This window comes from Nocardia sp. NPDC127579 (assembly GCF_042672005.1).
Lineage (GTDB): Bacteria > Actinomycetota > Actinomycetes > Mycobacteriales > Mycobacteriaceae > Nocardia.
The window spans coordinates 388,211-401,923 of the sequence record NZ_JBHXVZ010000007.1 but is presented as its reverse complement, the minus strand read 5'-3'; the positions used below and the strand labels follow the sequence as shown (position 1 = coordinate 401,923).

The window sequence follows — 13,713 nt, the reverse complement described above, 5'->3', positions numbered from 1 at the left end:
GATCGCCGGTTTCTCCGCGCCGGAACGGTTGTGTGGGACTCTGAGTCCCATATATCCTGGAATCGGCCCCGAACGAGGAGACACCGATGACGCTGTCACAATCGGCTGGCGAGCTGTTCGACCAGGATTACCGCGATGCCCTCGCGACCCTGTCGGACGGCTCGGTACACCGCCGCTTCGACCCATATCTCGATATCGACTGGGACGCACCGGAATTCGAGATAGATCCGGACGACCCGCGCTGGGTGCTCTCCCCGGAATTCGATCCGCTGGGCGCGACGAGCTGGTATCGGAGCCAGCCGCTGGCGCGGCAGATCGAGATCGGCAAATGGCGTACCACCAACGTGATCAAGGTGGGCGCGGCCTTCGAGAGCATCCTGATCCGCGGGATGATGCAGTACATCATGAAGTTGCCCAACGGGTCGCCGGAGTTCAGGTACTGCCTGCACGAGATGACCGAAGAGTGCAACCACATCCAGATGTTCCAGGAACTGGTGAACCGCATCGGGGTGGACGTGCCCGGTATGCGGCGGCTGTTCCGGATGCTGTCGCCCTATATCGGGGTGGCCGGCGGCTACGCGCACGTCATCCTGTTCATCGGCATCCTGGGCGGCGAGGAGCCGATCGATCACTATCAGAAGGCGCTGATCCGCGACGGTGATTCGGTGCCGCCGGCGGTGCTGCGCACCATGCAGATCCATATCGCCGAGGAGGCCAGGCATATCTCGTTCGCGGGTGAGTTCCTGGCGGCGCATCTGGCCAGGATGAACCCGGCGTCGAAAGCGGTGTGCGCCCTGGCTTTTCCGCTGGCCATGCGCTGGCTGGCGGGCGAGATCATGGCTCCGCCGCGGTCGTTCGCGCGGCAGTTCGACATTCCCGAGCAGGTGATGCGGGAGGCGTTCTGGCAGGCGCCGCCGTCGCGCCGCATCCTGTCCGGGTATTTCGGCGATATGCGCAAGCTCGCCACCGACCTCGGGCTGCTGAATCCGATCACCAGACCGCTGTGGTCGCTGCTGCACATCGATGGCCCGGTTTCGCGGTATCGGAGCGAACCGGAACGCGGGATGCGCGCCGCGGGGTAGTTCAGGCGGGCCGGCCGGCTTCGGCGAGTTCGGCAAGCACCTCGAGCAGGGGCCGGTCCGGGTCCAGGTCGAGACGGTGATCGCGGGCGACGGCGTCGAGCACGCTCCACGCGTATCCGGCCACCGTGCGCACCAGCTGCGTGCGGCTCAGGGCCGGTTCGGGGTCGCGCGCCCATCGGGTCACCGTCGCCTCGACCATCGACACGATGGCGAAGGTCATGGTGTCGATGGCCGGCTCGTCCACGACGCCGACCACGCCCGCCAGCCCCGATACCAGCCGCTGGGTGCGGGCGGCCGTGGTTGTCGCGAGACTGGTCGCGGCATCGATGTCGTCCGGGTCGCCCACCGCGGGGCCGCGCCGCAGGAAGTCGTGCAGTCGAGGATGGGTCTGGAACCATTCGACGACCACCGCCACGGTGCGGTCGAGGATCTCCCGGATCGACCCGCCCGCGATATCGAGCGCCGCGTCGAGCGTGTCACTGAATTGCACGCAGATCGCCGACCGTACCCGCCGATCCAGTTCGTCGCGCCCCGAGAACTGCCGGTAGACCACCGATTTCGCCAGCCCGGCCCGTTCGGCGATCGACTGCATCGCCACCTCGGCCCCGGCCGGTCCGGCTTCGAGCAATTCGATTGTCGCCGCGATGATCTGCTCTTGCCGTCGATCGTTGTGCGGCTGCCACCGCGCCCGCCGCCCTTCGACGGCACTCGGCGCGGCGGGCTCGGCAATCGGCACACCGCGAGTCTAGCGAGCAACGGTGGCGCGGACGGCGTCGGCGACGGCAGGGGAGTCCTTGCGCAGGATCTTGGAGTGATTGCTGGGGACCTTCGCGCTGATCGTGACATTCGGGTTGGCGGCGATGATCGGGTCGAGCACGGCCCGGTTGGTCTCCATCTCGTCCTTCTCGCTGCCGAGGCTGTCGCCGGTGGCCAGGACGAACCGCACCGGGCGGGTCGCCCGCTCGAGTACCGCCACGCTGGCGGCGGCGATCTCGTTGAGTTCGATATTGGTCTCGGCGTGCTCGGCGGCGCTCATCCGCGCGGCCATCCCGAACGGGCGGGTCAGCGGCAACAGGAACCGCATCTTGTGGAACAGCCTGCGGATCCGCTCGGCGCCCTCTTCCCCGGTCAGACCGTAAGGGAAGGCGTCGACGGTGACGACCCCGAGGACGCGGCCGGGGTTGCGGTCGGCCCAATGCCAGCCCAGCACCCCGCCATAGGACCAGCCCACCAGTATCACCGGGCCGTCGACGCCCCTGGCCGCGAGTACCGCGTCGATATCGCGCAGGCAGGCCGCGAAGGAGTAGTCCGCGGATTGCTTCGACTTGCCCCGAGCCCGTTCGTCGAAGCGAATGTGCCGGTATCCGTCTCCGAGATCGCCGACCACCTTCTTCCAATGCGACTGGTCGGCGTAGGCGCCGTTGAGGTAGACCACCGGCTGCCCGGAGCCTCCGGTGTCGGTGACGTAGAGGGCGGTGTCCTCGACCGAGATCATGCCGGTCCAGGTGGTGTTGTTCGCTGCGTTGCTCATGTGAATACAGTCGCGAACCCGCCTGATACCGACCTGACACAGATCTGATGCGGCTCCTGACATCCGTCTCGTGGTTCTACCCGGAAAGTTTGTGTCACAACCTGTAGCAACATCGTCCGCGTGATCATCCTGAATGATGACGCGACTCGGCACCTTGTGCTGACGCGCTGGTGACGATTGTGCGCGATGCTGGGGGCATGATCGAACTGAAGGGCCTGACCAAACACTATGGCCAGATCCCCGCGGTTCAGGATCTCTCGTTCACCGTCCATCCCGGACAGGTGACCGGCTTCCTTGGACCGAACGGCGCTGGCAAATCGACGACCATGCGGATGATTCTGGGCTTGGACCAGCCGACCGCGGGCACGGCACTGATCAATGGCAAGCCATATCACGAGCTGGAGAATCCGCTGCGGGCTGTCGGCGCGCTGCTGGACGCCAAGTGGGTGCATCCGAATCGGTCGGCGCGCTCGCATCTGCGCTGGATGGCGGCGACCAACGATATTCCGGCGTCGCGGGTGGACGAGGTGCTCAAGCTGGTCGGCCTGTCGGAGGTCGCGGGCAAGGCGGCGGGCGGTTTCTCGCTCGGTATGTCGCAGCGGCTGGGCCTGGCGGGTGCGCTGCTCGGCGATCCGCAGGTGCTGCTGTTCGACGAGCCGGTCAATGGCCTGGACCCGGAGGGCATCCTGTGGATCCGACGCTTCATGCAGCGGCTGGCCGGTGAGGGCCGCACAGTACTGGTGTCGAGTCATCTGCTCTCGGAGATGGCGCAGACCGCCGAACATCTGGTGGTGATCGGGCGCGGCAAGCTGATCTCCGATTCCAGCACCAAGGAATTCATCGAGAAGGCATCGGAATCGACGGTGCGGGTGCGCAGTCCGCAGCTGGATCAGCTGCGTAGCCTGCTGACCTCCAACGGGATGACCGTGCGCGAGGAGGGGGCGGACGCGTTGATCGCGGTGGACGTCACCAGTGAGGCGGTCGGAAAGCTGGCCGCCGCCAACGAGATCACGCTGTTCGAGCTGTCGCCGCAGCGGGCTTCGCTGGAGGAGGCGTTCATGCGGATGACCGGTGGCGCCGTGCAGTACCACGGCGCCGGTCTCGACGATGTGATGGGAGGTGCGCTCTGATGGGCGTGTTGACAGCGGAACGCATCAAACTCACGTCGACCCGCTCACCCTGGTGGTGCACGGGGGTCGTGATCCTGGTCGGTGTGGGCCTGCCCCTGCTGTTCACTCTGATCACCAATGCCACCTACGGCACCGAGAACGCCGAGGGCGCACCGGGTATGTCGCCCGCGCTGGCGGCCAGCGGTGTCGCGGGGCTCGGTGTCATGGTGCTGACCATCATGGCGGCGCTGGCGGTGACCAACGAGTACCGGTTCGGCATCATCCGCACCACTTTCCAGGCCACGCCGCACCGGGCGCGGGTGATCTCGACCAAGGCGGGTCTGCTCGGCGTGTACGGCGCGCTGCTCACCGCGGCGCTCGTCGGGGTGGCCTACGTGCTGACCAAGGCGATCGCGAAACCGGAACTGAAGCCGCTGCTTTCGATTCCGGACGCCGATTCCTGGCGGCAGATCTACGGTGTGCCGATCTACGCGCTGCTGTGTGTGGTGCTGGCGGTCGCGGTGGGTGTGCTGGTCCGGCAGTCGGCGGCGGCGATCTCGCTGCTGGTGCTGTGGCCGCTGCTGATCGAGAGTTTGATCACGGGTCTGCCATGGGTGTCGAAGAACATCGCCCCGTTCCTGCCGTTCGGCAATGGGCAGCGGTTCTTCTCGGCGGCCGGTGATATCAGCACCAAGTACCACTGGGGTCCGTGGGGCAGCCTGCTCTATTTCGCGGTCTTCGTGGCGGTGGTGTTCGGCGCGGCGCTGTACAGCGTGAACAAGCGTGACGCCTGACCTTTCGAATCCACCCGGGTAGCTTCCCTCGCCACTCGGGTTGGAGGCCGCGACCTTGTCGGGAGGTCCGCGTACTCCGATCGCATTCGATCGCCACTGCCCGGTGGTCGGTGTGACCAGCACGGCCCGGCACGGATTCGTCCGTGCCGGGCCGTGATGCTTATCGCACTCGCGCATACTTCGGGTAGCACCCCGTACCGTCGAGACGAGCAAGCCTCTAGTTATCCATCGTCGGGTGCAGCGCGGGGCCCGCATCGACCGATAGTGGGGTAGTGCCTTGACGATGCCGAGTGACCTGCCGATGCCGGAATTCCTGAGCTACGCTCGGGGCGTGAGGGATACACCTTCCGGCGGTAGTGAACCCGTACCGGAGCCGGAAGACATCGGGGGCGATTCGCCCGAAGTCGGCATACCGCTCGAACCGTCCGATGAGCCGCGGCCGCCGCGGCGCGGGGGCCAGTACTTCCGGCGCGGGCAGCTGTCCGCGCTGATGGCCGCCACGAATCAGCGCCCGGATTTCATCGGCGTGCTGCGCCGGGCGCGCGAACAGCTGCCCGGTGACCCGTCTTTCGGTGATCCGCTGTCGGTTTCGGGCCCCGGTGGCGCCCGGGCGGTGGCCCGCGCCGCGGACAAGCTGGTCGGCGATACGCCGAGCGCCGCCCGCGAGATCGGTTTCGGCGCGCTGCAGGTGTGGCAGGCGATGCTGGAGCGGGTGGGCCGCGGCCGCGGTAACGCGGAAGTAACTGTGATGTTCACCGACCTGGTCGCGTTCTCGCGCTGGTCGCTCTCGGCTGGTGACGAGGCGACGCTGGAGTTGCTGCGCGGCGTCGCCAAGGCCATCGAGCCGCCGATCGCCGACCGTGGCGGTCAGGTGGTCAAACGCATGGGTGATGGTCTGATGGCGGTGTTCACCTCTGCCGATCGCGCGGTGAAGGCCGCGATCCAGGCCAAGCGCAATCTCGCCGACGTGAGCATCGATGGGTATCGTCCCCAGATGCGGATCGGCCTGCATACCGGTTCGCCGCGCGAGATCGGCGGTGACTGGCTCGGTGTCGATGTGACGATCGCGGCCCGGGTGATGGAGGCCGGCGGCAATGGCAACACCATGCTGTCGGAGGCGACCTTGAATTCGCTGCGGCCGGAGACGCTGACCGAGCTGGGGTACGCGGTGAAGCCCTACCGCCGCAGTTTCTTCGCCGCGCCGCTCAGCGGGGTGCCGGAGGATCTGCGTATCTACCGCCTGTCGGGAACCTAGCCCAGCCCCCAGGCGAGGGCGCCGCCCGCCGCCAGTACGGCGCAGACGCCGAGCGCGACGGCCAGCGGGCGGGTTGTCTTCCAGAGCGAGTAGGCCCCGCCCGCCAGGAACCCGGACAGGGCGAGCAGCAGGATTACGGTGACGTCGGTGGACATTCGTCCGATTCTGCCGGGTGGGCCTGCGCACCTCGCGCGGGGTCGGTGAACAGGCCCGCTACCTGCGTTAACAATTAACAAGCACGCATGCTTGCTTTTTTCTTGTCCGGATGTGATGCTGGTTTCCGGAAGCGAACCGCGCCGAGCTGAGGAGGCTCCAGCGAAATGGGAATGCTGGCCGCCGACCCGGATGTCCTCCGGGTCGGCAACTGTTCCGGGTTCTACGGTGATCGGCTGGGCGCCATGCGCGAGATGCTCGAAGGCGGGCAGCTCGACGTGCTCACCGGCGACTATCTCGCCGAGCTGACCATGCTGATCCTGGGCCGGGACCGCATGAAGGATCCGGACCTCGGCTACGCCAAGACCTTCGTGCGCCAGGTGCGCGAGTGCCTGGCGCTGGCGCTGGAACGCAAGGTACGCATCGTCGCCAACGCGGGCGGGCTGAACCCGGCCGGGCTGGCGGCCGAGCTGCGCAAGGTGGCCGCCGATCTGGGGCTGGACGCCAAGATCGCGCACGTCGAGGGGGACGACCTACTCGGCCGCGCGGGCGAACTCGGCCTGGGCGCGCCGCTCACGGCCAATGCCTACCTGGGCGCCTGGGGCATTGTGGAATGCCTGAACGCGGGCGCCGACATCGTGGTGACCGGCCGGGTCACCGACGCCTCCGTGGTCGTCGGCCCCGCCGCGGCCCACTTCGGCTGGGGCCGAACCGATTACGACCAGCTGGCGGGCGCGGTGGCGGCGGGCCATGTGATCGAGTGCGGTACCCAGGCCACCGGCGGCAACTTCGCCTTCTTCACCGAGCTCGCCGATCTGGGCCGCCCCGGCTTCCCGATTGCCGAGCTGCGCGCCGACGGCAGCTGCGTCATCACCAAGCACGACGGCACCGGCGGCGCGGTCACCGTGGATACCGTGCAGGCCCAGCTCATGTACGAGATCCAGGGCGCGCGCTACGCGGGCCCCGATGTCACCACCCGGCTCGACCGGATCCGGCTGACCCAGCAGGCCGCGGATCGGGTGCTGATCAGCGGTGTGACCGGCGAGGCGCCGCCGCCACAATTGAAGGTGTCGCTGAACACCCTGGGCGGATTCCGCAACGAGATGGAATTCGTGCTCACCGGGCTGGAGATCGAGGCGAAAGCCGAACTGGCGCAACATCAGCTGGAGTCCTGGCTGCCGGTGCGGCCCGCCGAACTGGAATGGACGCTGGCCCGGCTGGACCGGCCGGACGCGGAGACCGAGGAGCAGGCCAGCGCGCTGCTGCGCTGTGTGGTCCGCGATCCGGACCCGAACAAGGTCGGGCGCGCGTTCTCCAATGTCGCGGTCGAACTGGCGCTGGCCAGCTACCCGGGGTGCAGCTTTACGACCCTGCCGGGCAACGGATCTCCGTACGGCGTGTATACGCCCGGGTTCGTCGACGCCGTCGAGGTGCCGCATATCGCGGTGCTGCCGGACGGCGCCCGGATCGATATCGCCGCCGCGACCGAAACTCTTGCCTTGCAGCCGGTTCCGGAGCCGGAGCATCCGGAACCGCTGCCCGCCGGTGCGACCCGGCGAGCCCCGCTCGGCACGATCGCCCTGGCCCGCAGCGGTGACAAGGGCGGCGACGCCAATATCGGCGTCTGGGTCCGCACCGAGGAGCAGTGGCGCTGGCTGGTGCACACGCTCACCGCCGACAAGCTGCGCGAACTGCTGCCGGAAACCGCGGCGCTGCCGGTCACCCGGCATGTGCTGCCGAATCTGCGCGCCCTGAACTTCATCGTCTCCGGACTGCTCGGACAGGGCGTGGCCTATCAGGCCCGGTTCGACCCGCAGGCCAAGGGGCTCGGCGAATGGCTGCGCTCCCGTCATGTCGATATCCCCCTGGAGTTGCCGTGAGTCCATGGAATTCACCTGAGCGGCGCGAATTGCGCGCCACCGTACGCGGTTTCGTGGATCGCGAGATTCTGCCGCACCTCAACGACTGGGAGCGCGACGGCGAGATCCCGCGGGAGCTGCACAAGAAGGCCGGTGAACTCGGCCTGCTCGGCATCCAATTCCCCGAGGCCGCAGGCGGTTCCGGCGGTGACGGCATCGATGCCATGATCGTCTGTGAGGAACTGCACCAGGCGGGCGCTTCCGGCGGGCTGTTCGCCTCGCTGTTCACCTGCGGTATCTCGGTGCCGCACATCATCGCCTCGGGCAATCAGGACCTGATCGAACGCTTCGCCCGGCCCACGCTGGCGGGGGAGAAGATCGGCTCGCTGGCCATCACCGAGCCCGGCGGCGGGTCCGACGTGGGGCATCTGACCACCACCGCCCGCCGCGACGGCGATCACTACATCGTCAACGGCGCCAAGACCTACATCACCTCCGGGGTGCGTGCCGACTTCGTGGTGACCGCCGTGCGCACCGGCGGCCCCGGGTCCGGCGGCATCTCGCTGCTGGTGGTGGAGAAGGGCACGCCCGGTTTCACGGTCAGCCGCAAGCTGGACAAGATGGGCTGGCTGGCCTCCGATACCGCAGAGCTGTCCTACGTGGATGTCCGGGTGCCGGTGGAAAACCTGGTGGGGCCGGAGAATTCGGGCTTCTTCCAGATCGCGGGCGCGTTCGTCAGCGAGCGGGTCGGGCTCGCGGTGCAGGCGTACGCGCAGGCGCAGCGCTGCCTGGACCTGACCCTGGAGTGGGTGCGCGCCCGCGAGACCTTCGGCCGCCCGCTGATCAGCCGCCAGGCGGTGCAGAACACCGTCACCGAGATGGCGCGCCGGGTCGACGTGGCCCGGGTCTACACCCGCGCCGTGGTGGAACGCGCCGCCGACGGCGAGACCGACCTGATCGCCGAGGTCTGCTTTGCCAAGAACACCGCCGTGGAGGCCGCCGAGTGGGTGGCCAATCAGGGCGTGCAACTTTTCGGCGGCCTGGGCTACATGCGCGAATCCGAGATCGAGCGGCAGTACCGCGATATCCGGATCCTCGGCATCGGCGGCGGCACCACCGAGATTCTGACCGGATTGGCGGCGAAACGATTGGGGTACCAGTCTTGACTACATTGCGTAGCACGCTCGACAGCGGTTCGCCGGAGTACACGGCGGCCGCGGAAGCCATGAGCGGCAAGCTTACCGAGATCGAAGCCGAGTTCGCCAAGGCGATCGCGGGCGGCGGTCCGGACAAGCTGGCCCGGCATCGTAAGCGCGGCAAGCTGACCGCACGCGAACGTATCGAACTGCTCATCGACGAGGATTCGCCGTTCCTGGAACTGTGCCCACTGGCGGCCTGGGGCAGCGACTTCCATGTCGGGGCCAGCGTGATCGCCGGAATCGGTGTGGTCGAGGGCGTCGAGTGCATCATCGTGGCGCCGGATCCCACCGTGCGCGGCGGCACCTCCAATCCATGGACGCTGCGCAAGAACCTGCGCATCAACGACATCGCGATGGAGAACCGGCTGCCGGTGATCGGCCTGGTCGAATCCGGTGGCGCCGATCTGCCCACGCAGAAGGAAGTCTTCGTGCCCGGCGGGCGCATGTTCCGGGACCTGACTCGGCTCTCCGCAGCCGGAATCCCCACCATCGCACTGGTTTTCGGCAATTCGACGGCGGGTGGCGCCTACATCCCCGGCATGTCCGACTACACCGTGATGATCAAGGAACGCTCCAAGGTGTTCCTCGGCGGCCCGCCGCTGGTGAAGATGGCCACCGGTGAGGAATCCGACGACGAATCGCTCGGCGGCGCCGATATGCACGCCCGGGTCTCGGGCCTGGCCGATTACCTGGCCGCCGACGAGCAGGACGCGATCCGGATCGGGCGCTCCATCGTCAAGCGGTTGAACTGGGAGAAGAAGGGCCCGCGTCCACGTGCGCAGGTGATCGATCCGCTGTTCGACGCCGAGGAGCTGCTCGGCATCGTCCCCGCCGATCTGAAGATCCCGTTCGACCCGCGCGAGGTCATCGCCCGGGTGGTCGACGGCTCCGATTTCGACGAGTTCAAACCGCTCTACGGCAGCAGCCTGGTCACCGGCTGGGCGGAGCTGCACGGCTACCCGGTCGGCATTCTGGCCAATGCGCGCGGCGTGCTGTTCTCCGAGGAGTCGCAGAAGGCGACCCAGTTCATCCAGCTGGCGAACCAGAAGAACACGCCACTGCTGTTCCTGCACAACACCACCGGCTACATGGTTGGCAAGGAGTTCGAGCAGAAGGGCATCATCAAGCACGGCGCGATGATGATCAACGCGGTCTCCAATTCGAAGGTGCCGCATATCTCGCTGCTCATGGGCGCCTCCTACGGCGCGGGCCACTACGGCATGTGCGGGCGCGCCTACGACCCGCGCTTCGTCTTCGCTTGGCCCAGTGCGAAATCCGCCGTCATGGGCGGCGCGCAGCTGGCCGGTGTCATCTCCATCGTCGGGCGGGCCGCGGCCGAGGCCAAGGGCATGCCGTTCGACGAGGAGGCCGATGCCGGGATGCGCGCCATGGTCGAGGCGCAGATCGAGGCCGAATCGCTGCCGATGTTCATGTCGGGGCGGCTCTACGACGACGGCGTGATCGATCCGCGCGATACCCGCACGGTGTTGGGAATGGCGTTGTCCGCCATTCACAATGCCCCGATCAAGGGCGCCGAGGGCTTCGGCGTCTTCCGGATGTGATGCCAGTGCTCACGAATGTCTTGGTCGCCAATCGCGGTGAGATCGCCCGCCGTGTCTTCGCCACCTGTCGCCGCATGGGCTTGGGTACCGTGGCGGTGTACTCCGATGCCGATGCCGCCGCCCCGCACGTCGCCGAAGCCGATGCGGCCGTGCGGCTTGCGGGTAGCACGCCCGCGCAGACCTATCTCCGGGGCGAGCTGATCATCGAGGCGGCGCTGGCCGCCGGCGCCGACGCCATCCATCCGGGCTACGGATTCCTCTCGGAGAACGCCGATTTCGCGCAGGCCGTGCAGGCCGCCGGGCTGGTGTGGATCGGCCCGCCGGTCGCGGCCATCGAGCAGATGGGTTCCAAGGTCGCCGCCAAGAAGCTGATGGACGCGGCCGGGGTGCCGGTGCTGGCGGAATTGGATCCGGCCGAGGTCACTGTCGCGCACCTGCCGGTGCTGATCAAGGCTTCCGCCGGTGGCGGCGGCCGCGGTATGCGGGTGGTGCGTGAGCTGGCCGAGCTGACCCCGCAGCTCGAGGCGGCGCGGCGCGAGGCCGAGTCCGCCTTCGGCGATCCGACCGTGTTCTGCGAACGCTACCTGGAGACGGGACGCCATATCGAGGTCCAGGTCATGGCCGACGCGCACGGCGGCATCTGGGCGGTCGGCGAGCGTGAGTGCTCGATTCAGCGCCGGCATCAGAAGGTGGTCGAGGAGGCCCCCTCGCCGCTGGTACAGCGGATCGACGGCATGCGCGAGCGGCTGTTCGAGGCCGCGCGGCTGGCCACGGGCGCGATCGGCTACACCGGCGCGGGCACCGTGGAGTTCCTGGCCGACGAGGCCGGTGAGTTCTTCTTCCTGGAGATGAATACCCGTCTCCAGGTGGAACATCCGGTCACCGAATGCACCACCGGGCTGGATCTGGTTCGGCTGCAACTGGATATCGCGGCGAGCGGGCGGCTCGCCGCCGAACCGCCGGTCATGCGCGGTCATTCCATCGAGGTCCGCCTCTACGCCGAGGATCCGGCGCAGGACTGGCAGCCGCAGAGCGGCACCGTGCACCGACTCGACATCCCTCTGGTGGCAACGGAATTCGATCTGCTGGACCGTGCCGGTGTGCGGCTGGACACCGGTGTGGTCGACGGCTCGGTGGTCGGCGTGCACTACGACCCGATGCTGGCCAAGGTGATCGCCTACGGCCAGACCCGGGACGAGGCCGCCCGGCTGCTGGCCGCCGCGCTCCAGCGCGCCGCCATCCACGGCCTGGTCACCAATCGTGATCTGCTGGTGCGGGTGCTGCGGCATCCGGCGTTCCTGGCCGGTGACACCGATACCGCGTTCTTCGCGACCCACGGATTGGACACGCTCGCAGCGCCTTTGGCGTCCGAGGCGGACGAGGCGCTGTCGATCGTGGCGGCCGCGCTGGCCGACGCGGTCGCGAACCGCAGGTCCGCCCGGGTGGTGGGCGGCCTGCCGAGCGGCTGGCGCAACCTGCCCGCGCAGTCGCAGCGCAAGTCCTACGAGAGCCGCACCAGCGGTGTGCACGAGGTTGCCTATCGTTTCGGCCGCCACGCCGTCACCGTCGAAGGCCACGACGGCCTCGAGGTCCTCGAGGCCGCACCGGATCGGGTGGTGCTGGCGGTGCCGGGCGAGCGCGGCCCGGTGCGCCGGCAATTCGACATCGCCCGCTACGACGACCTGGTCTGCGTCGATTCGCCGCTGGGCCCGGTGGCCGTGCGCAAGCTGCCGCGCTTCAGCGATCCGGCCGACCAGGTGGCCACCGGATCGCTGCTGGCGCCCATGCCGGGCAGCGTCATCCGGGTGGGCGCCGAGGTCGGCAGCCGGGTCGAGGCGGGCCAGCCGATCCTGTGGCTGGAGGCGATGAAGATGGAGCACACCATCGCCGCTCCCGCCGCGGGCGTGCTGACCGCCCTCAATGTCACAGTCGGCCAGCAGGTCGATATCGGAGCCGTTCTCGCCGTCGTCGAGCCCGCCGAAGTTCAGGAGTAGCAATGAGTTTCATCGAAACCGAAGAGCAGAAGGCGCTGCGGGCGGCGGTGGCCGCGCTGGCCGCCAAATTCAACTACCGTGACTACGTGCTCCCCAAGGCGCGCAAGAACGAGCCGCTCGACGAACTGTGGGCCGAGGCGGGCAAACTCGGCTTCCTCGGGGTGAACCTGCCGGAGGAGTACGGCGGCGGTGGCGCCGGCATGTACGAGCTGGCGCTGGTGCAGGAGGAGTTGTCCGCCCAGGGCGCGGGCCTGCTGCTGATGGTGGTGTCCCCGGCCATCTGCGGCACCATCATCACCAAGTACGGCACCGACGAGCAGAAGTCGCACTGGCTGCCCAAGCTGGCCGACGGCAGCGGCAAGATGGTCTTCGGCATCACCGAGCCCGACGCCGGTTCCAACTCGCACCAGATCACGACCACGGCCCGCCGTGACGGCGGCGACTGGATCCTCAACGGCCGCAAGATCTTCATCTCCGGCGTCGATCAGGCCGAGGCCGTGCTCATCGTCTCGCGCACCGAGGACCACAAGACCGGCAAGCTCAAGCCGGCCCTGTTCATCGTGCCCACCGACGCGCCGGGCTTCCACAAGACGCCCCAGGAAATGGACATCATCGAACCGGACCATCAGTTCACGCTGTTCCTCGATGATGTCCGGCTGCCCGGGTCGGCGCTGGTCGGCAAGGAGGACGCGGCGCTCATGCAGCTGTTCGCCGGTCTGAATCCGGAGCGGATCATGGGCGCGGCCATGGCCGTCGGCGGTGCGCGCTACGCCATCGACCAGGCGGTGGCCTACGCCAAGGAGCGCACGGTCTGGAAGACCCCGATCGGCGCGCACCAGGGCATCTCGCATCCGCTGGCCCAGGTCAAGATCGAGACCGAGCTGGCCAAGCTGATGATGCAGAAGGCGGCCACGCTCTACGACGCGGGCGATGAGATGGGCGCGGCCGAGGCCGCGAACATGGCGAAATACGCTGCGGCGGAAGCCAATATCAAGGCGCTGGACCAGGCCATCCAGACGCACGGCGGTGCGGGCCTGACCCGCGACGTGGGCTTGGCCGCCATGCTGGCCGCCGCGCGGATCGGCCGCATCGCCCCGGTGAGCCGGGAGATGGTGCTCAACTTCGTGGCGCAGTTCTCGCTGAGCCTGCCCAAGTCGTACTGACCCGAAGGAGAC

Annotated in this window: 12 protein-coding genes; 9 read left to right on the top strand and 3 right to left on the bottom strand. The window is 67.9% G+C overall.

Annotated features, from left to right (window positions below; translation table 11 throughout):
* Positions 1-86: 86 nt before the first annotated feature.
* Positions 87-1,082, top strand: coding sequence for a diiron oxygenase (locus ACFVMC_RS24740; protein ID WP_379213925.1), 996 nt, complete (start codon positions 87-89; stop codon positions 1,080-1,082).
* Between the two features lies 1 nt (position 1,083).
* Here the strand turns inward: ACFVMC_RS24740 and ACFVMC_RS24735 are convergent, their stop codons facing one another.
* Positions 1,084-1,818 (bottom strand): TetR/AcrR family transcriptional regulator, encoded by a 735-nt coding sequence (locus ACFVMC_RS24735; protein ID WP_379213924.1) that lies wholly within the window; start codon positions 1,816-1,818, stop codon positions 1,084-1,086.
* 9 nt (positions 1,819-1,827) lie between these two features.
* A complete protein-coding gene (locus tag ACFVMC_RS24730) occupies positions 1,828-2,613 on the bottom strand; it encodes an alpha/beta fold hydrolase (RefSeq protein ID WP_379213922.1) in 786 nt (261 codons plus the stop codon).
* A gap of 197 nt (positions 2,614-2,810) precedes the next feature.
* Here ACFVMC_RS24730 and ACFVMC_RS24725 point away from each other — a divergent pair, with 197 nt between their 5' ends.
* From ACFVMC_RS24725 to ACFVMC_RS24715, 3 genes are all read left to right on the top strand, one after another.
* A complete protein-coding gene (locus tag ACFVMC_RS24725; RefSeq protein ID WP_379213920.1) occupies positions 2,811-3,743 on the top strand; it encodes an ABC transporter ATP-binding protein in 933 nt (310 codons plus the stop codon).
* On the top strand, positions 3,743-4,516 hold the full coding sequence (locus tag ACFVMC_RS24720) for an ABC transporter permease (protein WP_379213918.1): 774 nt from the start codon (positions 3,743-3,745) through the stop codon (positions 4,514-4,516). Before ACFVMC_RS24725 ends, ACFVMC_RS24720 begins: the two co-directional genes overlap by 1 nt.
* 490 nt (positions 4,517-5,006) lie before the next feature.
* Positions 5,007-5,771, top strand: a complete 765-nt coding sequence (locus ACFVMC_RS24715; RefSeq protein ID WP_379214087.1) for an adenylate/guanylate cyclase domain-containing protein — start codon at positions 5,007-5,009, stop codon at positions 5,769-5,771.
* Here the strand turns inward: ACFVMC_RS24715 and ACFVMC_RS24710 are convergent.
* Positions 5,768-5,926 carry a hypothetical protein gene (locus tag ACFVMC_RS24710; protein ID WP_379213916.1) on the bottom strand — a complete coding sequence of 53 codons (159 nt, stop codon included), beginning with the start codon at positions 5,924-5,926 and terminating at the stop codon, positions 5,768-5,770. The two genes, ACFVMC_RS24715 and ACFVMC_RS24710, sit on opposite strands and share 4 nt — an antisense overlap.
* A 165-nt stretch (positions 5,927-6,091) precedes the next feature.
* Here ACFVMC_RS24710 and ACFVMC_RS24705 point away from each other — a divergent pair, with 165 nt between their 5' ends.
* Genes ACFVMC_RS24705 through ACFVMC_RS24685 form a run of 5 tightly spaced genes read left to right on the top strand, consistent with a single transcriptional unit; the run spans position 6,092 to position 13,701 of the window.
* Positions 6,092-7,804 carry an acyclic terpene utilization AtuA family protein gene (locus ACFVMC_RS24705; protein WP_379213914.1) on the top strand — a complete coding sequence of 571 codons (1,713 nt, stop codon included), beginning with the start codon at positions 6,092-6,094 and terminating at the stop codon, positions 7,802-7,804.
* The gene (locus tag ACFVMC_RS24700; protein WP_379213912.1) at positions 7,801-8,949 is read left to right on the top strand and encodes an acyl-CoA dehydrogenase family protein; all 1,149 of its coding nucleotides are present in this window, start codon (positions 7,801-7,803) and stop codon (positions 8,947-8,949) included. Before ACFVMC_RS24705 ends, ACFVMC_RS24700 begins: the two co-directional genes overlap by 4 nt.
* A complete protein-coding gene (locus ACFVMC_RS24695; RefSeq protein WP_379213910.1) occupies positions 8,946-10,544 on the top strand; it encodes an acyl-CoA carboxylase subunit beta in 1,599 nt (532 codons plus the stop codon). The genes ACFVMC_RS24700 and ACFVMC_RS24695 overlap by 4 nt, the downstream gene beginning before the upstream one ends.
* Positions 10,544-12,538 carry a biotin carboxylase N-terminal domain-containing protein gene (locus ACFVMC_RS24690; protein WP_379213908.1) on the top strand — a complete coding sequence of 665 codons (1,995 nt, stop codon included), beginning with the start codon at positions 10,544-10,546 and terminating at the stop codon, positions 12,536-12,538. The genes ACFVMC_RS24695 and ACFVMC_RS24690 overlap by 1 nt, the downstream gene beginning before the upstream one ends.
* 2 nt (positions 12,539-12,540) lie before the next feature.
* The gene (locus ACFVMC_RS24685; RefSeq protein ID WP_379213906.1) at positions 12,541-13,701 is read left to right on the top strand and encodes an acyl-CoA dehydrogenase family protein; all 1,161 of its coding nucleotides are present in this window, start codon (positions 12,541-12,543) and stop codon (positions 13,699-13,701) included.
* The last annotated feature ends 12 nt before the right edge of the window (positions 13,702-13,713 follow it).